The sequence below is a fragment of the Bacillus sp. Leaf49 genome, from assembly GCF_001426125.1.
Taxonomy (GTDB): domain Bacteria; phylum Bacillota; class Bacilli; order Bacillales; family Bacillaceae; genus Bacillus; species Bacillus altitudinis.
On sequence record NZ_LMRK01000006.1, the window covers coordinates 33,013 to 52,723 of the forward strand.

General features: G+C 42.4%; 35 protein-coding genes. All 35 read left to right on the plus strand.

From position 1 onward, the window contains the following. The first annotated feature begins 68 nt into the window (after positions 1 to 68). The 35 genes from ASG46_RS05190 (at position 69) to truA (ending at position 19,547) form a co-directional block, all read left to right on the plus strand. Complete coding sequence (locus tag ASG46_RS05190) at positions 69 to 1,028, plus strand: alpha/beta fold hydrolase (RefSeq protein ID WP_056703487.1); 960 nt, start codon at positions 69 to 71, stop codon at positions 1,026 to 1,028. Between the two features lie 218 nt (positions 1,029 to 1,246). After that, a complete protein-coding gene (gene rpsJ / locus ASG46_RS05195; protein ID WP_003156464.1) occupies positions 1,247 to 1,555 on the plus strand; it encodes a 30S ribosomal protein S10 in 309 nt (102 codons plus the stop codon). 37 nt (positions 1,556 to 1,592) lie between these two features. Beyond that, positions 1,593 to 2,222 (plus strand): 50S ribosomal protein L3, encoded by a 630-nt coding sequence (rplC, locus tag ASG46_RS05200; protein ID WP_007496311.1) that lies wholly within the window; start codon positions 1,593 to 1,595, stop codon positions 2,220 to 2,222. A gap of 27 nt (positions 2,223 to 2,249) precedes the next feature. Beyond that, positions 2,250 to 2,873: a 50S ribosomal protein L4 gene (gene rplD, locus ASG46_RS05205; protein ID WP_007496312.1), complete on the plus strand. Its 624-nt coding sequence runs from the start codon at positions 2,250 to 2,252 to the stop codon at positions 2,871 to 2,873. Continuing rightward, the gene (gene rplW / locus ASG46_RS05210; RefSeq protein WP_003217016.1) at positions 2,873 to 3,160 is read left to right on the plus strand and encodes a 50S ribosomal protein L23; all 288 of its coding nucleotides are present in this window, start codon (positions 2,873 to 2,875) and stop codon (positions 3,158 to 3,160) included. Before rplD ends, rplW begins: the two co-directional genes overlap by 1 nt. 28 nt (positions 3,161 to 3,188) lie before the next feature. Then, positions 3,189 to 4,022 carry a 50S ribosomal protein L2 gene (rplB, locus tag ASG46_RS05215; RefSeq protein WP_007496314.1) on the plus strand — a complete coding sequence of 278 codons (834 nt, stop codon included), beginning with the start codon at positions 3,189 to 3,191 and terminating at the stop codon, positions 4,020 to 4,022. 57 nt (positions 4,023 to 4,079) lie between these two features. After that, positions 4,080 to 4,358, plus strand: coding sequence for a 30S ribosomal protein S19 (gene rpsS / locus ASG46_RS05220; protein ID WP_003216920.1), 279 nt, complete (start codon positions 4,080 to 4,082; stop codon positions 4,356 to 4,358). Positions 4,359 to 4,375: 17 nt separating this feature from the next. Next, on the plus strand, positions 4,376 to 4,717 hold the full coding sequence (rplV, locus tag ASG46_RS05225) for a 50S ribosomal protein L22 (protein WP_007496316.1): 342 nt from the start codon (positions 4,376 to 4,378) through the stop codon (positions 4,715 to 4,717). Between the two features lie 3 nt (positions 4,718 to 4,720). After that, entirely contained in the window at positions 4,721 to 5,377 is a 657-nt protein-coding gene (gene rpsC, locus ASG46_RS05230; RefSeq protein WP_003217241.1) for a 30S ribosomal protein S3, read from the plus strand. Position 5,378: 1 nt separating this feature from the next. Beyond that, positions 5,379 to 5,813 carry a 50S ribosomal protein L16 gene (gene rplP, locus ASG46_RS05235; RefSeq protein WP_003225801.1) on the plus strand — a complete coding sequence of 145 codons (435 nt, stop codon included), beginning with the start codon at positions 5,379 to 5,381 and terminating at the stop codon, positions 5,811 to 5,813. Further along, positions 5,803 to 6,003: a 50S ribosomal protein L29 gene (rpmC, locus tag ASG46_RS05240; protein ID WP_003217155.1), complete on the plus strand. Its 201-nt coding sequence runs from the start codon at positions 5,803 to 5,805 to the stop codon at positions 6,001 to 6,003. The genes rplP and rpmC overlap by 11 nt, the downstream gene beginning before the upstream one ends. A gap of 25 nt (positions 6,004 to 6,028) precedes the next feature. Then, positions 6,029 to 6,292 carry a 30S ribosomal protein S17 gene (rpsQ, locus tag ASG46_RS05245; RefSeq protein WP_003216906.1) on the plus strand — a complete coding sequence of 88 codons (264 nt, stop codon included), beginning with the start codon at positions 6,029 to 6,031 and terminating at the stop codon, positions 6,290 to 6,292. A 39-nt stretch (positions 6,293 to 6,331) separates the two neighbouring features. Beyond that, complete coding sequence (gene rplN, locus ASG46_RS05250) at positions 6,332 to 6,700, plus strand: 50S ribosomal protein L14 (RefSeq protein ID WP_003216882.1); 369 nt, start codon at positions 6,332 to 6,334, stop codon at positions 6,698 to 6,700. Between the two features lie 35 nt (positions 6,701 to 6,735). Then, positions 6,736 to 7,047, plus strand: a complete 312-nt coding sequence (gene rplX, locus ASG46_RS05255) for a 50S ribosomal protein L24 (protein WP_007496325.1) — start codon at positions 6,736 to 6,738, stop codon at positions 7,045 to 7,047. Between the two features lie 25 nt (positions 7,048 to 7,072). Further along, the gene (gene rplE, locus ASG46_RS05260) at positions 7,073 to 7,612 is read left to right on the plus strand and encodes a 50S ribosomal protein L5 (RefSeq protein ID WP_003217159.1); all 540 of its coding nucleotides are present in this window, start codon (positions 7,073 to 7,075) and stop codon (positions 7,610 to 7,612) included. A gap of 22 nt (positions 7,613 to 7,634) precedes the next feature. Then, a complete protein-coding gene (rpsN, locus tag ASG46_RS05265; RefSeq protein WP_008356542.1) occupies positions 7,635 to 7,820 on the plus strand; it encodes a 30S ribosomal protein S14 in 186 nt (61 codons plus the stop codon). Between the two features lie 31 nt (positions 7,821 to 7,851). Then, on the plus strand, positions 7,852 to 8,250 hold the full coding sequence (rpsH, locus tag ASG46_RS05270; RefSeq protein WP_007496327.1) for a 30S ribosomal protein S8: 399 nt from the start codon (positions 7,852 to 7,854) through the stop codon (positions 8,248 to 8,250). A gap of 31 nt (positions 8,251 to 8,281) precedes the next feature. Next, complete coding sequence (gene rplF / locus ASG46_RS05275) at positions 8,282 to 8,818, plus strand: 50S ribosomal protein L6 (RefSeq protein ID WP_008345395.1); 537 nt, start codon at positions 8,282 to 8,284, stop codon at positions 8,816 to 8,818. A 32-nt stretch (positions 8,819 to 8,850) separates the two neighbouring features. Further along, entirely contained in the window at positions 8,851 to 9,213 is a 363-nt protein-coding gene (gene rplR, locus ASG46_RS05280; protein WP_003216951.1) for a 50S ribosomal protein L18, read from the plus strand. A gap of 24 nt (positions 9,214 to 9,237) precedes the next feature. Continuing rightward, the gene (gene rpsE, locus ASG46_RS05285) at positions 9,238 to 9,738 is read left to right on the plus strand and encodes a 30S ribosomal protein S5 (protein ID WP_007496332.1); all 501 of its coding nucleotides are present in this window, start codon (positions 9,238 to 9,240) and stop codon (positions 9,736 to 9,738) included. A gap of 13 nt (positions 9,739 to 9,751) precedes the next feature. Continuing rightward, on the plus strand, positions 9,752 to 9,934 hold the full coding sequence (gene rpmD / locus ASG46_RS05290) for a 50S ribosomal protein L30 (RefSeq protein ID WP_003217067.1): 183 nt from the start codon (positions 9,752 to 9,754) through the stop codon (positions 9,932 to 9,934). A gap of 30 nt (positions 9,935 to 9,964) precedes the next feature. Then, on the plus strand, positions 9,965 to 10,405 hold the full coding sequence (gene rplO / locus ASG46_RS05295) for a 50S ribosomal protein L15 (RefSeq protein ID WP_003216888.1): 441 nt from the start codon (positions 9,965 to 9,967) through the stop codon (positions 10,403 to 10,405). A 1-nt stretch (position 10,406) separates the two neighbouring features. Continuing rightward, entirely contained in the window at positions 10,407 to 11,699 is a 1,293-nt protein-coding gene (secY, locus tag ASG46_RS05300; protein WP_007496334.1) for a preprotein translocase subunit SecY, read from the plus strand. A gap of 55 nt (positions 11,700 to 11,754) precedes the next feature. After that, positions 11,755 to 12,408 (plus strand): adenylate kinase, encoded by a 654-nt coding sequence (locus ASG46_RS05305; protein ID WP_056703490.1) that lies wholly within the window; start codon positions 11,755 to 11,757, stop codon positions 12,406 to 12,408. Further along, positions 12,405 to 13,151 (plus strand): type I methionyl aminopeptidase, encoded by a 747-nt coding sequence (gene map / locus ASG46_RS05310; RefSeq protein ID WP_007496338.1) that lies wholly within the window; start codon positions 12,405 to 12,407, stop codon positions 13,149 to 13,151. Before ASG46_RS05305 ends, map begins: the two co-directional genes overlap by 4 nt. Positions 13,152 to 13,461: 310 nt before the next feature. Next, a complete protein-coding gene (gene infA, locus ASG46_RS05315) occupies positions 13,462 to 13,680 on the plus strand; it encodes a translation initiation factor IF-1 (RefSeq protein ID WP_003217190.1) in 219 nt (72 codons plus the stop codon). Positions 13,681 to 13,711: 31 nt separating this feature from the next. Next, on the plus strand, positions 13,712 to 13,825 hold the full coding sequence (gene rpmJ / locus ASG46_RS05320; protein ID WP_003156543.1) for a 50S ribosomal protein L36: 114 nt from the start codon (positions 13,712 to 13,714) through the stop codon (positions 13,823 to 13,825). Between the two features lie 21 nt (positions 13,826 to 13,846). Further along, complete coding sequence (gene rpsM / locus ASG46_RS05325) at positions 13,847 to 14,212, plus strand: 30S ribosomal protein S13 (RefSeq protein ID WP_003217023.1); 366 nt, start codon at positions 13,847 to 13,849, stop codon at positions 14,210 to 14,212. A 20-nt stretch (positions 14,213 to 14,232) separates the two neighbouring features. Further along, positions 14,233 to 14,628, plus strand: a complete 396-nt coding sequence (gene rpsK, locus ASG46_RS05330) for a 30S ribosomal protein S11 (protein ID WP_003217231.1) — start codon at positions 14,233 to 14,235, stop codon at positions 14,626 to 14,628. Positions 14,629 to 14,803: 175 nt separating this feature from the next. Continuing rightward, a complete protein-coding gene (locus ASG46_RS05335; RefSeq protein ID WP_003217009.1) occupies positions 14,804 to 15,748 on the plus strand; it encodes a DNA-directed RNA polymerase subunit alpha in 945 nt (314 codons plus the stop codon). Positions 15,749 to 15,823: 75 nt separating this feature from the next. Further along, entirely contained in the window at positions 15,824 to 16,186 is a 363-nt protein-coding gene (gene rplQ, locus ASG46_RS05340; RefSeq protein ID WP_003216944.1) for a 50S ribosomal protein L17, read from the plus strand. A gap of 124 nt (positions 16,187 to 16,310) precedes the next feature. Beyond that, positions 16,311 to 17,153, plus strand: a complete 843-nt coding sequence (locus ASG46_RS05345) for an energy-coupling factor ABC transporter ATP-binding protein (protein ID WP_008345218.1) — start codon at positions 16,311 to 16,313, stop codon at positions 17,151 to 17,153. Next, positions 17,129 to 17,998: an energy-coupling factor ABC transporter ATP-binding protein gene (locus ASG46_RS05350; protein WP_024718300.1), complete on the plus strand. Its 870-nt coding sequence runs from the start codon at positions 17,129 to 17,131 to the stop codon at positions 17,996 to 17,998. Before ASG46_RS05345 ends, ASG46_RS05350 begins: the two co-directional genes overlap by 25 nt. Continuing rightward, complete coding sequence (locus ASG46_RS05355; RefSeq protein WP_008345215.1) at positions 17,995 to 18,792, plus strand: energy-coupling factor transporter transmembrane component T family protein; 798 nt, start codon at positions 17,995 to 17,997, stop codon at positions 18,790 to 18,792. Before ASG46_RS05350 ends, ASG46_RS05355 begins: the two co-directional genes overlap by 4 nt. 11 nt (positions 18,793 to 18,803) lie before the next feature. Continuing rightward, positions 18,804 to 19,547: a tRNA pseudouridine(38-40) synthase TruA gene (gene truA / locus ASG46_RS05360; protein WP_056703493.1), complete on the plus strand. Its 744-nt coding sequence runs from the start codon at positions 18,804 to 18,806 to the stop codon at positions 19,545 to 19,547. Positions 19,548 to 19,711 lie beyond the last annotated feature (164 nt).

Here is a 19,711-nt window from a genome sequence, read left to right on the forward strand (position 1 = left end):
TTGCTTTTCCAGTGCATAACGGCTACTATAAGCTATAGAATCTAAATGGAACCGAGAGGATCACTGGAATGGCGAAGACAATGTTGAAAAAGTGGCCGATTGGCGGGCTTGATCAATGGATTATGATAAAAGAAGATCAAGCAGAAAAAACAAAACCCGTTTTATTATTTTTACACGGTGGCCCAGGGTCAGCTCAAATGAGTTATATCGATTCCTTTCATAAGGAACTTGATCAAGACTTCACTGTTGTTCATTGGGACCAGCGCGGTGCAGGATTGTCTTATCAAAAAAACATTCCTGAGTCTTCTATGACCATTGGGCAATTCGTAGAGGATACGATTGAGCTTACAGAAAAACTGCTTTCTTATAATGATCAAACGAAAATATACATTGCAGGTTATTCATGGGGATCATTAATAGCGATACAAGCTGTACATAAACGACCAGATTTGTATCATGCCTATTATGGAATTAGTCAGGTGGTTGATGTATTAAAAGAGGATATTGTATCGTACGAACTTCTTCTAAAAAAATATCAAGGAAAGCATTTCATTACTAGATGTCTAAAATTGCTGACACCACCCCCTTGGAAACGCACCTTTGCTCATGCTTTGTTCTCTCTATACAAAGAGTTCGCAAAAGTAGGGCTCACGCATAGGTGGAAGCCACTTTTTCAAATGCTGTATGCATTTCTCGTTAGTAAGCATTATCAGCTAAAAGATAAGTGGAAATTCCTTATGGGACAGAAGTATAGCCAGGATTTGCTGTGGGACGAGCTGATGAACGAAAGCATTCAATACCGAGTTTCTTCTATATTAATACCCTGCTACTTTATCATCGGGGAACATGACATGATTACTCCAGCTGCTGTATCAAAACCATATGTTGATCAACTTACAGCACCAATAAAAGAGTGGTTTACTTTTAAAGAATCTGCGCATTCTCCGCATATTGAAGAGCCAGAAGAATTTATTCGTATCGTCAGGAAGACAGCTACACATCATCTTCAGGGAAAGCTTGATTTATAGGCTGAACCCCTGTATAATATGAAAAGTGTGCAAATCATAAATTTATCCGATTTATTATTGCAACACGCAGGCCAATTTGGTACAATAGTGCATGTTGGTCTTTGACTGCGATGAAGTGAGAGGTTGCTGACACACCCGGCCGCTTTGCCATGGCAAGGTGATCAGGTTTTTCTCACGGAGAACTGTCTAACGTAAGTAGGCGAAAAGGAGGGAAAATAATGGCAAAACAAAAAATTCGTATTCGTTTAAAAGCATATGATCATAGAATTCTTGATCAATCTGCTGAGAAGATTGTTGAAACGGCTAAGCGTTCTGGTGCTAGTGTATCTGGTCCAATCCCGCTTCCAACTGAAAAATCAGTTTACACAATCCTTCGTGCGGTGCATAAGTACAAAGATTCTCGTGAGCAATTTGAGATGCGTACTCACAAACGTCTAATCGACATCGTGAATCCAACTCCGCAAACAGTTGATGCACTTATGCGTTTAGATTTACCATCCGGTGTAGATATCGAAATCAAACTTTAATTCAAATAGAAAACACATATTATAGGAGGTGTGACGAATGACCAAAGGAATCTTAGGTAGAAAAATTGGTATGACGCAAGTATTCGCAGAAAACGGTGATCTTATCCCTGTAACTGTTGTTGAGGCTGCTGCTAACGTTGTTCTTCAGAAGAAGACTACTGACACGGATGGCTATGAAGCAATCCAAATCGGTTTTGACGACAAACGTGAGAAGCTTTCTAACAAACCAGAGAAAGGCCACGTTGCTAAAGCGGAAACTGCTCCTAAGCGCTTCGTAAAAGAATTACGCGGTGTGGAGTTAGATGCGTATGAAGTTGGTCAGGAAGTCAAAGTTGATATTTTCGCAAATGGAGATATCGTAGATGTAACAGGAACATCAAAAGGTAAAGGATTCCAAGGGGCTATCAAACGCCACGGACAATCACGCGGACCAATGACTCACGGTTCACGTTATCACCGTCGTCCTGGTTCAATGGGACCTGTTGATCCAAACCGAGTATTCAAAGGTAAACTTCTTCCAGGACGTATGGGCGGAGAGCAAATCACTGTCCAAAATCTTGAGATCGTTAAAGTTGATGCAGAACGCAATCTTCTATTGATCAAAGGAAACGTACCAGGAGCTAAAAAATCTCTAGTAACTGTAAAGAGTGCAGTTAAAACTAAATAACTCTCTTAGGAAAGGAGGAAACAAGTCATGCCAAAAGTAGCATTATTTAACCAAAACGGTTCTACTAACGGTGAAATCGAATTAAACGCTTCTGTGTTTGGAATTGAGCCAAACGAAAGCGTAGTATTCGATGCTATTCTTATGCAAAGAGCTTCCTTACGTCAAGGAACTCACAAAGTAAAAACTCGTTCTGAAGTACGTGGCGGAGGTCGTAAACCTTGGAGACAGAAGGGTACAGGTCGTGCTCGTCAAGGTTCTATCCGTTCACCACAATGGCGCGGAGGCGGTATCGTATTCGGTCCAACACCACGCAGCTATTCTTATAAATTACCTAAAAAAGTTCGCCGCTTGGCTATCAAGTCAGTATTGTCTTCTAAAGTAATCGACAACAACATCATCGTTCTTGAAGATCTTACTCTTGATGCAGTGAAAACGAAAGAATTCGCAGGCATCCTTAAAGGGTTATCTGTTGAGAAGAAAGCGTTGATCGTCACTGCGGATGCAAACGAAACAGTTGCTTTATCTGCTCGTAACATCCCTGGAGTAACAGTTGTTGAAGCTAACGGTATCAACGTTCTTGACGTTGTCAACCACGACAAACTTCTGATCACTAAAGCAGCGGTTGAAAAAGTAGAGGAGGGACTTGCATAATGAAAGATCCTCGTGATGTTCTAAAGCGCCCTATCATTACTGAACGTTCTGCTGATCTAATGACAGAGAAGAAGTACACGTTCGAAGTTGATGTCAGAGCTAACAAGACAGAAGTGAAAGACGCTGTTGAAGAGATCTTTGGAGTGAAAGTTGAGAAAGTCAACGTTCAAAACTACAAAGGTAAATCAAAACGCGTTGGACGCTACACTGGTATGACTAGCCGTCGCAGAAAAGCGATCGTGAAATTAACTGCTGACAGCAAAGAAATCGAAATTTTTGAAGCGTAAATCTTAAAAAGAAGGAGGGAAATTCAAAATGGCGATTAAAAAGTATAAACCAACCAGTAATGGTCGTCGTGGCATGACTACTTCAGATTTTGCTGAAATCACGACTGACAAACCAGAAAAATCGTTGCTTGCACCGCTTCACAGAAAAGGCGGACGTAACAACCAAGGTAGATTGACTGTTCGTCATCAAGGTGGCGGTCACAAACGTCAATACCGTATCATCGACTTTAAGCGTGATAAAGACGGTATACCTGGACGCGTTGCTACAATCGAGTATGATCCAAACCGTTCAGCGAACATCGCTCTTGTAAACTATGCAGATGGTGAGAAACGTTACATTCTTGCTCCGAAAGGAATCCAAGTTGGTACTGAAGTTACTTCTGGACCAGAAGCTGACATCAAACCAGGTAATGCTCTTCCACTTATCAACATCCCAGTTGGTACAGTTGTGCATAACATTGAATTAAAACCAGGTAAAGGTGGACAATTAGTTCGTTCTGCTGGTACTTCTGCTCAAGTTCTAGGTAAAGAAGGTAAATACGTTCTTGTACGTTTGAACTCTGGTGAAGTACGCATGATCCTTTCTGCTTGCCGTGCGACTATCGGTCAAGTTGGAAACGAACAACACGAACTAATCAACATCGGTAAAGCTGGACGTTCTCGCTGGAAAGGCGTACGCCCAACAGTTCGTGGTTCTGTAATGAACCCTAACGATCACCCACACGGCGGTGGTGAAGGACGCGCTCCAATCGGACGTAAATCACCAATGTCTCCATGGGGTAAACCGACTCTTGGATTCAAGACTCGTAAGAAAACCAACAAGTCTGATAAATTCATTGTACGTCGTCGTAAAAACAAGTAACGGGGTTGTCTACGGTTCATTTAGGACCGTAGTTCAATCACGAAGGGAGGTTCCACAATGGCTCGCAGCTTAAAAAAAGGACCATTTGTTGATGATCATTTGATGGCTAAAGTCGAGAAATTGAATGAAACTGACAAAAAGCAAGTCGTAAAAACTTGGTCTCGTCGTTCTACAATTTTCCCACAATTCATCGGTCACACAATCGCTGTCTATGACGGACGCAAACATGTACCTGTTTTCATTTCTGAAGATATGGTAGGTCACAAATTGGGCGAATTCGCACCAAGCCGTACTTACAAAGGTCATGCTAGTGACGATAAAAAAACAAGACGCTAATGAGAGGAGGCTTTTAAATGCAAGCTAAAGCTGTCGCAAGAACAGTCCGTATTGCTCCTCGTAAAGCACGTCTAGTAATGGACCTGATCCGAGGTAAGCAAGTAGGAGAAGCAGTTTCTATCTTAAACCTTACACCTAAGGCTGCTTCACCAATTATTGAAAAAGTATTAAAATCTGCTATCGCAAATGCTGAGCACAACTACGAGTTGGACGCTAACAGCCTAGTGATTACTCAAGCATTCGTTGACGAAGGTCCAACACTTAAGAGATTCCGTCCACGTGCTATGGGTCGTGCGAGCGCAATTAACAAACGTACTAGCCACATTACAATCGTTGTATCAGAAAAGAAGGAGGGATAATCCGTGGGTCAAAAGGTAAATCCAGTAGGTCTTCGTATTGGCGTCATTCGTGATTGGGAATCTAAATGGTTCGCAGGAAAAGATTACGCTGACTTCTTACATGAAGACTTGAAAATCCGTGAATTCATCAGCAAGCGTTTGTCTGACGCGTCTGTTTCTAAAGTAGAAATCGAACGTGCTGCAAACCGCGTAAATATCACAATCCACACGGCTAAACCAGGTATGGTAATTGGTAAAGGCGGATCTGAAGTTGAAGCACTTCGTAAAGCTCTTAACAGCCTAACTGGCAAACGTGTACACATCAACATTCTTGAAATCAAGAGAGCAGATCTTGATGCTCAGCTAGTTGCTGAAAACATCGCTCGTCAACTTGAAAATCGTATTTCATTCCGTCGTGCACAAAAACAAACAATCCAACGCACAATGCGTGCTGGAGCACAAGGAATCAAAACAATGGTTTCTGGTCGTCTTGGCGGTGCAGATATTGCTCGTTCTGAATATTACAGTGAAGGTACTGTTCCATTGCACACACTTCGTGCTGACATCGACTATGCTACTGCTGAAGCTGATACTACTTATGGTAAGCTTGGCGTAAAAGTATGGATCTATCGTGGAGAAGTCCTTCCAACTAAGAAGAATACTGCGGAAGGAGGAAAATAATATGTTATTGCCAAAACGCGTGAAGTATCGCAGAGAACATCGTGGAAAAATGCGTGGTCGTGCAAAAGGCGGCACTGAAGTACATTTCGGTGAGTTCGGTATCCAAGCTCTTGAAGCTTCTTGGATCACTAACCGTCAAATCGAAGCTGCTCGTATTGCTATGACTCGTTACATGAAACGTGGCGGTAAAGTTTGGATTAAAATTTTCCCTTCTAAGCCATACACAGCTAAACCTCTAGAGGTCCGCATGGGTTCCGGTAAAGGTGCTCCAGAAGGCTGGGTAGCTGTAGTAAAACCGGGCAAAGTTTTATTTGAAATTTCTGGTGTGTCTGAAGAAGTTGCTCGTGAAGCTCTTCGTCTTGCATCTCACAAATTGCCAATTAAAACGAAGTTCGTAAAACGTGAAGAAATTGGTGGTGAATCAAATGAAAGCTAATGAAATTCGTGACCTTACCACTGCTGAAATTGAACAAAAAGTAAAGTCTCTTAAAGAAGAACTTTTCAATCTTCGTTTCCAATTAGCGACTGGGCAGCTTGAAAACACTGCTCGCATTCGTGAAGTGCGTAAATCAATCGCACGCATGAAAACTGTGATTCGTCAAAGAGAAATCGCTGCTAATAAATAATAATTAGAGGGGAGGCCCCGCAAACATGAGCGAACGTAACCAACGTAAAGTGTATCAAGGTCGTGTTGTTTCTGACAAAATGGATAAAACCATCACTGTTGTAGTTGAAACATACAAAAAGCATTCACTTTATGGCAAACGTGTAAGATACTCTAAAAAGTTCAAAGCACATGATGAAAACAACCAAGCAAAAATCGGAGACATCGTAAAGGTCATGGAAACTCGTCCATTATCTGCGACTAAACGCTTTCGTCTAGTTGAAGTTGTCGAAGAAGCTGTTATTATCTAATAAAGTTCGGATTTCTTTTTCCGAAGGGAGGTAACATTAATGATTCAACAGGAGACTCGTTTAAAAGTAGCTGACAACTCTGGCGCACGCGAAGTACTAACGATTAAAGTTCTTGGTGGCTCTGGACGTAAAACGGCTAACATCGGTGATGTCATTGTTTGTACGGTTAAACAAGCAACACCAGGAGGCGTTGTCAAAAAAGGTGAAGTTGTGAAAGCAGTTATCGTTCGTACTAAGAGCGGAGCTCGCAGAAACGATGGATCTTACATCAGTTTTGATGAAAATGCTTGTGTCATCATCCGTGACGACAAGAGCCCACGTGGAACTCGTATCTTCGGACCAGTAGCACGTGAACTTCGTGAAAACAACTATATGAAAATTGTTTCTTTAGCACCAGAAGTACTTTAATGAATACAATCCGCGACTCAAGGAGGTGCGATTAAATGCATGTTAAAAAGGGCGATAAAGTAGTGGTTATCTCTGGTAAAGATAAAGGTAAACAAGGTGTCATCCTTGCTGCTTTCCCTAAAAAGGACCGTGTTTTAGTAGAAGGTATTAACCTTGTGAAAAAACACTCTAAACCAACCCAAGCTAACCCTCAAGGCGGAATTTCTGAACAAGAAGCGCCGATCCACGTATCAAACGTAATGCCGCTTGATCCTAAAACGGGTGAAGTGACACGTATTGGATATAAAGTTGAGGACGGAAAGAAAGTCCGTGTAGCGAAAAAATCTGGGCAAGTTCTAGATAAATAGTAAATAAGGAAGGGAGGTCTTTCTCATGAACCGCCTTAAAGAAAAGTATGTAAAAGAAATTACACCTGCATTAGTTTCTAAGTTTGAATACAAATCAGTAATGCAAGTGCCAAAAATCGAAAAAATCGTGATCAACATGGGTGTTGGTGACGCCGTTCAAAACGCTAAAGCAATCGATACTGCTGTTGAAGAATTAACGTTTATCGCTGGTCAAAAACCTGTCGTTACTCGTGCGAAGAAGTCTATTGCTGGATTCCGTCTACGTGAAGGAATGCCAATCGGTGCGAAAGTAACACTTCGCGGAGAGCGCATGTACGATTTCCTTGATAAACTTATTTCTGTATCTTTACCACGTGTACGTGACTTCCGCGGGATTTCTAAGAAATCTTTCGACGGTCGTGGAAACTACACGCTTGGTATTAAAGAACAGTTAATCTTCCCAGAAATTGATTACGATAAAGTAACAAAAGTCCGCGGTATGGATATCGTTATCGTTACGACTGCCAACACGGATGAAGAAGCACGTGAGTTATTAACTCAAGTAGGTATGCCGTTCCAGAAATAATCAATGAAAGGGAGGCGAAATCGTGGCTAAAAAGTCTATGATTGCGAAACAACAACGCAAACAAAAGTTTAAAGTTCAAGAGTATACGCGCTGCGAACGTTGTGGACGTCCACATTCAGTAATTCGCAAGTTTAAACTTTGCCGTATTTGTTTCCGCGAACTTGCATATAAAGGACAAATTCCTGGCGTTAAAAAAGCCAGCTGGTAATCCCCATAAATGGGAAGGAGGTTATTAAATAATGGTTATGACAGATCCGATTGCAGATTTGCTGACTCGTATTCGCAATGCGAACATGGTACGTCATGAGAAGCTAGAAGTACCGGCTTCAAAAATCAAAAGAGAAATTGCTGAAATCTTAAAGCGTGAAGGTTTTATCCGTGACGTTGAGTACGTCGAAGACAGCAAACAAGGAATTATCCGTTTGTTCCTTAAATACGGCCAAAACAACGAACGTGTTATCACTGGTCTTAAAAGAATCAGTAAACCTGGTTTACGCGTATATGCGAAATCAAATGAAGTACCACGTGTACTTAACGGACTTGGAATCGCAATTATTTCTACATCACAAGGTGTTTTATCGGACAAAGAAGCCCGTGCTAAACAAGCTGGTGGAGAAGTACTTGCTTACGTATGGTAAAAAAAGTTTAAGATGAATGGAGGTGCTTGGTATGTCTCGTATAGGTAAAAAGCTAATCGAGATCCCTTCAGGAGTAACTGTGACAAACAACGATAACACAGTGACAGTAAAGGGACCAAAAGGTGAACTAACTCGTGCATTTCACCCTGATATGGAAATTAAAATTGAGGACAACGTCTTAACTGTAAGCCGTCCGTCTGAAAATAAAGAACACCGTGCATTACATGGTACAACACGTAGCTTAATTGCAAACATGGTTGAAGGTGTATCTAAAGGTTTCGAAAGAGGTTTAGAACTAATCGGTGTCGGTTACCGTGCAGCTAAATCTGGAAACAAACTTGTTCTTAACGTTGGATACTCTCACCCAGTTGAAATCGTTCCTGAGGCTGGAGTAGAAGTAGAAGTTCCATCTCAAACGAAAGTAATCGTTAAAGGTATCGATAAAGAGCGTGTAGGAGCTCTAGCTTCTAACATCCGCGCTGTCCGTGCTCCAGAGCCTTACAAAGGTAAAGGAATTCGTTACGAAGGTGAATTCGTTCGCCGTAAAGAAGGAAAAACTGGTAAGTAAGATCGCTTAATGTGAAGAAAGGAGTGACTCGGATGATTACGAAAACTAGCAAAAACGCTACTCGTCTTAAAAGACACGCTCGTGTTCGTGCGAAACTTTCAGGTACTGCTGAAAGACCTCGCCTTAACGTTTTCCGTTCTAACAAGAACATCTACGCTCAAGTAATTGATGATGTTAACGGTGTAACACTTGTAAGTGCTTCTACTCTTGATAAAGAGTTAAAGATCGAGAATAGTTCTGACGCTGCAGCTGCTACTAAAGTTGGCGAACTTGTTGCAAAACGTGCTGTTGAAAAAGGCATCTCTAACGTGGTATTTGACCGCGGAGGATACTTATATCATGGACGTGTAAAAGCTCTAGCTGAAGCTGCTCGTGAGGCTGGACTTAAATTTTAATAAAAGAAGGAGGGACACATCCGAATGAGTCGTATTGACCCAAGCAAATTAGAGTTAGAAGAACGCTTAGTTACGGTTAACCGGGTAGCGAAAGTTGTTAAAGGTGGACGTCGTTTCCGTTTTGCAGCTTTAGTTGTTGTCGGTGACAAAAACGGTCATGTAGGATTCGGTACTGGTAAAGCACAAGAAGTACCAGAAGCGATCCGCAAAGCTGTTGAAGACGCGAAAAAGAATTTAATTGAAGTACCAATGGTTGGAACTACAATTCCACATGAAATCATCGGTCGATTCGGTGCAGGAAACGTTCTATTGAAGCCTGCTTCAGAAGGTACAGGAGTTATCGCTGGAGGCCCAGTGCGTGCGGTACTTGAGCTTGCTGGTCTAGCTGATATCCTTTCTAAATCTCTAGGTTCTAATACACCGATCAACATGATCCGCGCAACACTTCAAGGTTTAAGTGAACTTAAACGTGCTGAAGATGTAGCGAAGCTTCGTGGAAAATCTGTAGAAGACCTGTTAGGATAAGGAGGGAACAATAATGGCAAATAAATTAGAAATTACCCTCAAACGCAGTGTAATCGGTCGCCCGGAAGATCAGCGTGTCACTGTTCGTACTCTTGGTCTAAAGAAAACAAACCAAACAGTCGTACATGAAGACAATGCAGCGATCCGCGGCATGATTAACAAGGTGTCTCATTTAGTTTCTGTTAAAGAACAATAAAACATTTTTAATCGATAAGGAGGTGCCCAAATGAAACTTCATGAATTGAAGCCTTCAGAAGGTTCACGTAAAGTACGCAACCGTGTTGGTCGTGGTATTGGATCAGGTAACGGTAAAACTTCTGGTAAAGGTCATAAAGGTCAAAACGCTCGTTCTGGCGGCGGTGTACGCCCTGGATTCGAAGGTGGTCAAATGCCTTTATTCCAACGCCTTCCAAAACGTGGTTTTACAAACATCAACCGTAAAGATTACGCGGTAATCAACTTAGACAGATTAAACAGTTTTGACGAAGGAACGGAAGTCACTCCTGAACTTCTTCTAGAGACTGGTGCAATAAGCAAGTTAAAAGCAGGAGTAAAAATTCTTGGCAACGGTAAATTAGAAAAAAAATTAACTGTAAAAGCCAATAAATTCTCTGCTTCTGCTAAAGAAGCGATTGAAGCTGCTGGCGGTACAGCCGAGGTGATCTAACTTGTTTAAGACAATCTCCAATTTTATGCGCGTGAAAGATATACGGAATAAGATTATATTTACACTTTTAATGTTAGTCGTCTTTCGTATAGGTGCTTTCATCCCTGTGCCTAATGTGAACGCCGAAGTTCTCCAGGCACAGGATCAAATGAGTGTTTTCGGAATCCTCAACACGTTTGGGGGCGGGGCACTTTTCCAATTCTCCATTCTTGCAATGGGGATTATGCCGTATATCACTGCTTCGATCATCATCCAGCTCTTGCAGATGGATGTTGTACCGAAGTTTACTGAGTGGTCAAAGCAAGGAGAGGTTGGCCGCCGAAAATTAGCACAATTCACAAGGTATTTTACAATTGTTCTAGGATTTATCCAGGCGTTAGGAATGTCATATGGATTTAACAATATGGCAGGAGGCATGCTGATTGAAAACCCAGGTGTTTCAACGTATCTCTTAATTGCGGTCGTACTCACTGCGGGAACAGCATTTTTAATGTGGCTGGGAGAGCAGATTACTGCTCACGGTGTTGGTAACGGTATTTCGATTATTATCTTTGCCGGTATCATCGCAGGTATCCCTCAAACATTAAAGCAAGTGTACGCTCAGCAATTTGTAGGTGGAGATGGACAGCTGTTCATGCAAATCCTGAAAATTGCCCTTATTGTGATTGCTATTCTTGTCATTGTTATCGGTGTTATTTACATTCAAATGGCAGTGAGAAAGATTGCGATTCAGTATTCAAAGGGAACTGGCCGTGCACAAATGTCTGCTAGTCAAGCAACGCACCTTCCATTGAAAGTGAATCCAGCAGGGGTGATTCCAGTCATCTTTGCCGTTTCGTTCATTATTACTCCGCAGACGATCGCATCGTTCTTCGGAACAAATAATGTGACAACCTGGATAACTAACAACTTTGACTATACTAAGCCAATCGGTATGACGATTTATGTAGCACTGATTGTTGCTTTCACATATTTTTATGCCTTTGTCCAAGTAAACCCTGAACAAATGGCTGAAAATCTGCAAAAGCAGGGTGGCTATATCCCGGGAGTTCGTCCAGGGAAAATGACTCAAGATAGAATTACGAGCATTTTGTACCGACTCACGTTTGTGGGCGCCATTTTCTTAGCCGTGATTTCAATACTTCCTATCTTTTTCATTCAATTCGCTGGATTACCTTCCGCTGCACAAATTGGCGGCACAAGTCTTCTCATTGTTGTAGGTGTTGCACTTGAAACAATGAAACAGCTTGAAAGCCAATTAGTGAAACGAAACTACCGTGGATTTATGAAATAAAACAGAGGGCTGGGCTCCTGCCCAACCTCTCTAAGTAAGGAAGGGGAAATCCGAAATGAACTTAGTCTTAATGGGGCTTCCGGGTGCTGGTAAAGGCACTCAGGCAGAACGAATTGTTGATGATTATGGGATCCCTCATATCTCAACAGGAGATATGTTCCGTGCTGCTATGAAAGAGGAGACACAACTTGGACTCGAAGCAAAATCCTTTATCGATAAAGGAGAGCTTGTTCCTGATGAGGTCACAATCGGTATTGTTAGAGAAAGACTTGGCAAGAATGATTGTGAACAAGGTTTTCTTCTGGACGGATTTCCGCGAACAGTCGCTCAGGCTGAAGCTTTAGAAGACATTCTAAAGGACCTTGGCAGAACGATTGATTATGTCATTAATATTAAAGTCGATAAAGATGCTTTGATGGAGCGTCTGACTGGCCGAAGAATTTGCAAAGATTGCGGAGCAACATATCATTTAGTATTCAATCCACCTGCGAAAGAAAATGTTTGTGACAAGTGTGGAGGCGAGCTTTATCAACGTGCAGATGATAATGCAGAAACCGTTTCGACAAGACTTGAAGTGAACTTAAGGCAGACTGAACCTTTACTGAACTTCTATTCAGAAAAAGGATATCTTGCAAACATTGATGGTGCGAAGCACATTAACGATGTTTACGCTGATATCAAGGACCTGCTTGGGGGATTAAATAAATGATTATCTGTAAAACTCCTCGCGAGCTTGAGATTATGAGAGAAGCTGGACGCATTGTCGCACTGACTCATGAAGAGCTGAAGAAACATATAAAACCAGGTATTTCGACAAAAGAATTGGATCAAATTGCCGAACGTTTTATTACAAAGCAGGGTGCAATCCCATCTTTTAAAGGGTATAATGGTTTTCGCGGGAGCATTTGCGTTTCGGTGAATGAAGAACTCGTTCACGGTATTCCTGGTAAACGGGTTTTACGTGATGGAGACATCATTAGTATCGATATCGGCGCAAAGTTAAATGGCTATCATGGTGACTCTGCTTGGACTTATCCAGTTGGGGTAATCAGTGATGAGGACCGCAAACTACTGGAAGTCACAGAGGAATCTCTATATAAGGGCTTACAGGAAGCAAAGCCAGGTGAACGTCTGTCAAACATTTCCCATGCCATACAAACGTATGTTGAAGGTGAGAATTTCTCAGTTGTTAGAGAATATGTTGGACATGGGGTCGGACAGGATCTTCATGAGGACCCTCAAATTCCTCATTATGGTCCACCGAACAAAGGCCCACGGCTCAAACCTGGAATGGTGTTGGCCATCGAACCGATGGTGAACGCAGGCAGCCGATATGTGAAAACATTGGCTGATAACTGGACGGTTGTAACGGTTGATGGGAAAAAGTGTGCTCACTTTGAGCATACGATTGCGATTACAGATACAGGTTTTGATATACTGACTAAGATTTAGGTCTTCACTGAAGCCTTTCAGGCCCAAATCGGGCAGGTTGTCTGTATAGTCCAAGGAAAGAACAAGATCAGTATACAGTTGTCATCGGCGTGTTCGATGGCTGCCATGTACTAATCGCAGACGGAGAAAAGCGTAAATTCATTCTCCTAAGAAAAAATATCAATCATTTAACCTTTTATGATTGCGTATCTCCGGAAGTTCAGAACAGTATATTCAAAACAGGTCGGGTGATAGATGGACAATTGAGAACATTTCATTTGAACATTTATCAGAGAGCAAGTTACTGATTTGAAGAAGGGAGAACACTTGAATGGCGAAAGACGATGTAATTGAAGTGGAAGGTACTGTAGCAGAAACTTTGCCAAATGCAATGTTCAAAGTTGAACTAGAGAATGGTCATACAGTTTTGGCTCATGTATCAGGAAAAATCCGTATGCACTTCATTCGCATTTTACCTGGAGACAAAGTTACGGTAGAATTATCTCCATATGACTTAACTCGTGGTAGAATTACGTACCGTTACAAATAAAGCAACTCCGGAAGAAGGAGGTTGGAAACACATGAAAGTGAGACCATCTGTTAAACCTATCTGTGAAAAATGTAAAGTGATTCGCAGAAAAGGAAAAGTAATGGTGATCTGTGAAAACCCAAAACATAAACAAAAACAAGGCTAATAACAAGGAGGTGCCCAAATCATGGCTCGTATTGCTGGTGTAGATATTCCACGTGATAAGCGTGTTGTCATTTCTTTAACATATGTTTTTGGAATTGGTCGTACGACGGCTCAACAAGTCCTTAAAGAAGCAGGTGTTTCTGAAGACACTCGCGTTCGCGATCTAACTGAAGACGAACTAGGTAAAATCCGTGATATCATTGACAAACTTAAAGTAGAAGGTGACCTTCGTCGTGAAGTTTCACTTAACATTAAGCGTCTAATTGAAATCGGAAGCTACCGCGGAATCCGTCATCGTAGAGGACTTCCTGTTCGTGGACAAAACACAAAAAACAACGCGCGCACTCGTAAAGGTCCGCGTCGTACTGTAGCTAACAAGAAAAAATAAGTAAAGGAGGTAGTTAAAGAATGGCTGCTGCTCGTAAACAAAATACGCGTAAACGTCGCGTGAAAAAGAATATTGAAGCTGGAATCGCTCATATCCGTTCCACTTTCAACAACACGATTGTAACGATTACTGATGTTCATGGAAACGCAATTTCTTGGTCAAGTGCTGGTGCATTAGGATTCAGAGGTTCTCGTAAATCTACTCCTTTCGCTGCACAAATGGCTGCTGAAACTGCTGCTAAAGGTTCTATCGAACATGGTCTTAAAACACTTGAAGTAACTGTTAAAGGTCCTGGTTCTGGTCGTGAAGCTGCAATTCGTGCGCTTCAAGCTGCAGGTCTTGAAGTTACTGCAATCAGAGACGTAACTCCAGTTCCTCATAACGGATGCCGTCCACCAAAACGTCGCCGCGTGTAATTTGTTTGTATAGATTTTGTGTCCCTGTCAATAATGGGTTATGATACAGTTATTTATGAGACGAATACACGACTCGTTGCCTGAGCACATACGGGACTAAACAATGAGGAATTTCGGATGGAATCTCATATGATTCTATTCGAGGTTTCGACGTTTTGAAGGAGGGTTTTATTAGATGATCGAAATTGAAAAACCAAAAATCGAAACGGTTGAAATCAGCGACGATGCCAAGTATGGCAAGTTTGTCGTAGAGCCACTTGAGCGTGGATATGGTACCACTTTAGGGAACTCCCTTCGTCGTATCCTTTTATCCTCACTTCCTGGTGCAGCTGTAACATCGATCCAGATAGATGGTGTCTTACACGAATTCTCAACGATCGAAGGCGTGGTTGAAGATGTTACAACGATTATCTTAAACATTAAAAAGCTTGCACTCAAAATCTACTCTGAAGAAGAGAAGACGCTTGAAATTGATGTACAAGATGAAGGAACTGTAACAGCTGCTGATATTACACACGACAGCGATATTGAAATCTTAAATCCAGATCTTCACATCGCAACTCTTGGCAAAAATGCGAGCTTCCGTGTTCGTTTGACTGCACAAAGAGGTCGCGGGTATAATCCTGCTGATGCAAACAAAAGAGACGATCAGCCTATCGGCGTGATTCCGATCGACTCAATCTATACACCTGTATCTCGTGTAACTTATCAAGTGGAGAACACCCGTGTTGGGCAAATCACAAACTATGATAAATTAACACTAGATGTATGGACTGATGGAAGCACAGGACCGAAAGAAGCGATCGCTCTAGGTTCTAAGATTTTAACTGAACACCTAAATATTTTCGTTGGGTTAACTGACGAAGCTCAGCATGCAGAAATCATGGTTGAAAAAGAAGAAGACCAAAAAGAAAAAGTGCTTGAAATGACAATTGAAGAGCTTGATCTTTCTGTTCGTTCTTACAACTGTTTGAAGCGTGCGGGTATTAACACTGTTCAAGAGCTTGCTAACAAGACAGAAGAGGATATGATGAAAGTTCGTAACCTTGGACGTAAATCTCTTGAAGAAGTGAAAGCGAAACTAGAAGAACTTGGACTGGGTCTTCGTAAAGACGATTGACTAGTTTCATTGTGAACTAGGATTTTCGTGTGTTTTTTATTCATACAGCATCTCTAATTAAGGAGGGGACATCACATGGCATACAGAAAGCTAGGACGCACTAGTGCACAACGTAAAGCAATGCTTCGTGACCTAACGACTGATTTGATCATCAACGAACGCATCGAAACAACTGAAACACGTGCGAAAGAACTTCGCTCTGTAGTTGAAAAAATGATCACTCTTGGCAAACGCGGAGATCTTCATGCTCGCCGTCAAGCTGCAGCTTACATTCGTAACGAAGTAGCTAACGCTGAAACAAACCAAGATGCACTTCAAAAATTATTCGCTGACGTTGCAACTCGCTACGAAGATCGCCAAGGTGGATACACTCGTATCATGAAGCTTGGACCTCGTCGCGGCGATGGCGCACCAATGGCTGTCATTGAATTAGTTTAATCACATATCGTGTATCTAAGAAAGGGCGGGACAGTTCATAACTGGATCTATGCCCTTTTTTAGATACTACGGCTTTTTAGCAATAGGCAAAGTAGAGGTTGAGCTGAGAGGAGGTCCGGTAGAGATGGAGAAGACATTAATTGACGTAAAAGACATTGTATTTCGTTATCACAAAGATGCGGACAAGCCCGCTTTAGACCAAGTGTCATTGCATGTGAATCAAAATGAATGGCTTGCCATTGTTGGCCACAACGGTTCAGGTAAATCCACACTTGCCCGTGTACTGAATGGGCTCATTTTACCGGATGCAGGAACGGTCAAGGTTGGTGAGATTGAGCTGAAAGAAGAAAGTGTTTGGGATATTCGCAAAAAGGTCGGCATGGTCTTTCAAAACCCAGACAACCAATTCGTTGGCTCAACGGTTCGTGATGATGTGGCTTTTGGTTTAGAAAATAACGGGGTTGAGCGGGAATTGATGATAGAGCGTGTAGATTGGGCTGTCAAACAGGTCAATATGCAGGAGTTTCTTGATCAAGAGCCGCACCATCTATCAGGCGGGCAAAAGCAGAGAGTAGCAATCGCAGGTGTACTTGCCGCAAGCCCTGACATCATGATCTTGGATGAAGCAACATCAATGCTTGATCCGATTGGCCGTGAAGAAGTGTTAGAAACCGTCAGACTGCTGAAGGAACAAGGAACGGTCACGGTCATTTCCATCACACATGATTTAGACGAGGCTGCGAAGGCAGACCGCGTTATTGTGATGAATGGTGGGAAGAAATTTGCCGAGGGAACACCAGAGGAAGTATTTGAACTAGATGAACAGCTGGTTCAGATTGGACTTGATCTGCCATTTTCCTACCGTTTGAGTAAGCAATTGAAGCAGCAAGGTGTGCCGCTTGCAAATGCCCATTTGACACAAGAAGGATTGGTGAAAGAGCTATGGACATTACGATCAAAGAATTAGAGCATCGTTATCAAATGAAAACGCCGTTTGAGCGTCTCGCTTTGTATGATGTCAATGCTTCCATCAAAGAAGGCAGCTATGTGGCTGTCATCGGTCATACGGGTTCTGGCAAGTCGACGTTGCTGCAGCACTTAAATGGACTGCTCAAGCCAACAAAAGGGAGCATTGCGCTTGGAGATACGGTCTTACAAGCCAATAAAAAACAGAAGGATATGAAACCCCTTCGAAAAAAGGTCGGCATCGTGTTTCAGTTTCCTGAACATCAGCTCTTTGAGGAGACGATTCTAAAGGATATCTGCTTTGGTCCGATGAATTTCGGTGTTCCAAAAGAAAAGGCAGAAGCCAAGGCTAAAGAAATGCTGAAGCTTGTAGGCCTTCCTGAATCCTTGTTATCTCGATCACCCTTTGAATTAAGCGGTGGTCAAATGAGACGTGTGGCGATTGCAGGTGTTCTAGCGATGGAGCCAGAAGTGCTTGTGCTTGATGAGCCGACTGCGGGATTAGATCCACGCGGACGTAAAGAAATCATGGACATGTTCTATGAGCTTCATCAAAAAGCCAACCTGACGACGATCCTTGTGACACACAGTATGGAAGATGCCGCTCATTATGCGGATCAAATGATTGTGATGCACAAAGGAACAGTAAAGGCGACAGGTACGCCGAGGGAGCTATTTGCCAATCGTACTGACATGTCTTCCTTCGGACTGGACCTCCCGGAAACGATCAAATTCCAGCAGGCTGTCGAAGAAAAGCTGGGGATGACGTTTCCAAGACCGCTTCTGACCATGGATGAAATGGCAGAAGCCTTAACAGCTTTATATCAGGAGGACACGACATCATGATGGATAGTATGATTATCGGCAAATATGTGCCAGGTACATCCTTTGTCCATCGTCTTGATCCAAGGACAAAGCTGTTATCAATTTTCTTTTTTGTCTTTATTGTCTTTTTTGCGAATAACTACATCACTTACGGGCTTCTAGGGGTCTTTACGATCCTTGTGGTGATGGTGTCTCAGGTGCCGCTGTACTTTATTCTCAAAGGAATGAAACCCATCCTTTGGATTGTTCTGTTTACCTTTATTCTGCATATCTTCATGACAAAGGATGGCGCTTTGCTCTTTCACTTTGGTTTTCTGAATATTTATGAAGAAGGTCTAAAACAGGGGATTTTCATTTCACTCCGTTTTGTCTATCTCATCATGATGACAACACTTCTGACGTTGACCACAACGCCTATTGAAGTGACAGACGGTATGGAGAAGCTGCTGCATCCTTTCCGTAAAATCAAGCTACCTGTTCATGAGCTTGCTCTTATGATGTCAATTTCTCTTCGATTTATTCCTACTTTACTCGAAGAAACAGACAAAATCATGAAAGCCCAAATGGCAAGAGGTGTTGATTTTACAAGCGGACCCGTGAAAGATCGTTTAAAAGCGATTGTTCCGTTGCTTGTCCCGCTTTTCGTCAGTGCGTTTAAGCGTGCGGAGGAATTGGCGACCGCTATGGAAGCGAGAGGCTACCGCGGGGGAGAAGGGCGTACGAAATACCGTCAGCTTGTCTGGGGCATGAAAGACACGTTCACGCTGCTTCTATTCATCCTGTTAACAGCACTCCTTGTGCTGCTTAGAAATTAGGTGATGTCTAGATGAAAGTAAAATGTACCGTATCATACGATGGGACACATTTTAAAGGGTATCAAGTGCAACCAGGACAGCGTACTGTACAAACGGAGATTGAATCTGCTCTTGCTAGAATGCATAAACAAGATGAACTGATTCCGATTGTGGCTTCTGGCCGGACAGACAGTGGCGTTCACGCAAAGGGGCAGGTCATCCATTTTGACACCCCGCTTGCCATCCCGATGGAAAGATGGCCTTTTGCTCTCAATAGTCTCCTGCCTGATGACATCAGGGTTCTAAAGGCTGAGGAAGTGGATGAATCGTTTCATGCACGTTTTAGTGTCGTTTCGAAGGAGTACCGTTATAAGGTCTCAACGGAAACGCACCAAAATGTGTTCACGAGACAGTATGCATGCCACTATCCTTACCCGTTGGATGTCGACAAAATGAGAGAAGCCGCAGGGCACCTCATTGGCACACACGATTTCACAAGCTTTTGTGCGGCCAATACAGAGGTTCAAGACAAGGTGAGGGAGATTTACGCCCTTGAGTGGAAAAACGTCTCAGACGGGCTTGAAATGCGTGTGAGAGGGAATGGCTTTTTATACAACATGGTGCGAATTATCGCTGGAACGTTACTTGAAATTGGTTCTGGTAAATTTCACCCTGAGGAGATAAAAGCCATGCTTGCCGCCCGAAATCGCGAAGCGGCAGGCAAGACTGCGCCCAGTCACGGACTGTATTTATGGGAAGTTTTCTATGACAACTAAACCAGGTGTAACATGTTCTTGACACAGGAAGCAGAAAGTTATAAGATATCATATGGTATGTATTTCAACCCCACAAATAAGCCCCGGAAGACTTATCTGTGTTTTGAAATAGAACGTAGCATTTGATTCAGGAAAATTCATTGATTTATTTAGGAGGGAAACTC

What these genes read in the sequence shown, in the direction of transcription:
- rplX (WP_007496325.1), top strand. Translation starts at nt 6,736, where the DNA reads ATGCATGTTAAAAAGGGCGATAAAGTAGTGGTTATCTCTGGTAAAGAT.
- ASG46_RS05190 (WP_056703487.1), top strand. Translation starts at nt 69, where the DNA reads ATGGCGAAGACAATGTTGAAAAAGTGGCCGATTGGCGGGCTTGATCAA.
- rpsE (WP_007496332.1), top strand. Translation starts at nt 9,238, where the DNA reads ATGAGTCGTATTGACCCAAGCAAATTAGAGTTAGAAGAACGCTTAGTT.
- ASG46_RS05345 (WP_008345218.1), top strand. Translation starts at nt 16,311, where the DNA reads ATGGAGAAGACATTAATTGACGTAAAAGACATTGTATTTCGTTATCAC.
- ASG46_RS05305 (WP_056703490.1), top strand. Translation starts at nt 11,755, where the DNA reads ATGAACTTAGTCTTAATGGGGCTTCCGGGTGCTGGTAAAGGCACTCAG.
- rpsH (WP_007496327.1), top strand. Translation starts at nt 7,852, where the DNA reads ATGGTTATGACAGATCCGATTGCAGATTTGCTGACTCGTATTCGCAAT.
- rplC (WP_007496311.1), top strand. Translation starts at nt 1,593, where the DNA reads ATGACCAAAGGAATCTTAGGTAGAAAAATTGGTATGACGCAAGTATTC.
- map (WP_007496338.1), top strand. Translation starts at nt 12,405, where the DNA reads ATGATTATCTGTAAAACTCCTCGCGAGCTTGAGATTATGAGAGAAGCT.
- rplP (WP_003225801.1), top strand. Translation starts at nt 5,379, where the DNA reads ATGTTATTGCCAAAACGCGTGAAGTATCGCAGAGAACATCGTGGAAAA.
- rpmC (WP_003217155.1), top strand. Translation starts at nt 5,803, where the DNA reads ATGAAAGCTAATGAAATTCGTGACCTTACCACTGCTGAAATTGAACAA.
- rpsQ (WP_003216906.1), top strand. Translation starts at nt 6,029, where the DNA reads ATGAGCGAACGTAACCAACGTAAAGTGTATCAAGGTCGTGTTGTTTCT.
- rplW (WP_003217016.1), top strand. Translation starts at nt 2,873, where the DNA reads ATGAAAGATCCTCGTGATGTTCTAAAGCGCCCTATCATTACTGAACGT.
- ASG46_RS05350 (WP_024718300.1), top strand. Translation starts at nt 17,129, where the DNA reads ATGGACATTACGATCAAAGAATTAGAGCATCGTTATCAAATGAAAACG.
- rplR (WP_003216951.1), top strand. Translation starts at nt 8,851, where the DNA reads ATGATTACGAAAACTAGCAAAAACGCTACTCGTCTTAAAAGACACGCT.
- rplF (WP_008345395.1), top strand. Translation starts at nt 8,282, where the DNA reads ATGTCTCGTATAGGTAAAAAGCTAATCGAGATCCCTTCAGGAGTAACT.
- rpmJ (WP_003156543.1), top strand. Translation starts at nt 13,712, where the DNA reads ATGAAAGTGAGACCATCTGTTAAACCTATCTGTGAAAAATGTAAAGTG.
- rplB (WP_007496314.1), top strand. Translation starts at nt 3,189, where the DNA reads ATGGCGATTAAAAAGTATAAACCAACCAGTAATGGTCGTCGTGGCATG.
- rplE (WP_003217159.1), top strand. Translation starts at nt 7,073, where the DNA reads ATGAACCGCCTTAAAGAAAAGTATGTAAAAGAAATTACACCTGCATTA.
- ASG46_RS05355 (WP_008345215.1), top strand. Translation starts at nt 17,995, where the DNA reads ATGATGGATAGTATGATTATCGGCAAATATGTGCCAGGTACATCCTTT.
- truA (WP_056703493.1), top strand. Translation starts at nt 18,804, where the DNA reads ATGAAAGTAAAATGTACCGTATCATACGATGGGACACATTTTAAAGGG.
- rpsJ (WP_003156464.1), top strand. Translation starts at nt 1,247, where the DNA reads ATGGCAAAACAAAAAATTCGTATTCGTTTAAAAGCATATGATCATAGA.
- ASG46_RS05335 (WP_003217009.1), top strand. Translation starts at nt 14,804, where the DNA reads ATGATCGAAATTGAAAAACCAAAAATCGAAACGGTTGAAATCAGCGAC.
- rplD (WP_007496312.1), top strand. Translation starts at nt 2,250, where the DNA reads ATGCCAAAAGTAGCATTATTTAACCAAAACGGTTCTACTAACGGTGAA.
- rplV (WP_007496316.1), top strand. Translation starts at nt 4,376, where the DNA reads ATGCAAGCTAAAGCTGTCGCAAGAACAGTCCGTATTGCTCCTCGTAAA.
- rpsS (WP_003216920.1), top strand. Translation starts at nt 4,080, where the DNA reads ATGGCTCGCAGCTTAAAAAAAGGACCATTTGTTGATGATCATTTGATG.
- rplQ (WP_003216944.1), top strand. Translation starts at nt 15,824, where the DNA reads ATGGCATACAGAAAGCTAGGACGCACTAGTGCACAACGTAAAGCAATG.
- rpmD (WP_003217067.1), top strand. Translation starts at nt 9,752, where the DNA reads ATGGCAAATAAATTAGAAATTACCCTCAAACGCAGTGTAATCGGTCGC.
- rpsM (WP_003217023.1), top strand. Translation starts at nt 13,847, where the DNA reads ATGGCTCGTATTGCTGGTGTAGATATTCCACGTGATAAGCGTGTTGTC.
- rpsK (WP_003217231.1), top strand. Translation starts at nt 14,233, where the DNA reads ATGGCTGCTGCTCGTAAACAAAATACGCGTAAACGTCGCGTGAAAAAG.
- rplO (WP_003216888.1), top strand. Translation starts at nt 9,965, where the DNA reads ATGAAACTTCATGAATTGAAGCCTTCAGAAGGTTCACGTAAAGTACGC.
- rplN (WP_003216882.1), top strand. Translation starts at nt 6,332, where the DNA reads ATGATTCAACAGGAGACTCGTTTAAAAGTAGCTGACAACTCTGGCGCA.
- infA (WP_003217190.1), top strand. Translation starts at nt 13,462, where the DNA reads ATGGCGAAAGACGATGTAATTGAAGTGGAAGGTACTGTAGCAGAAACT.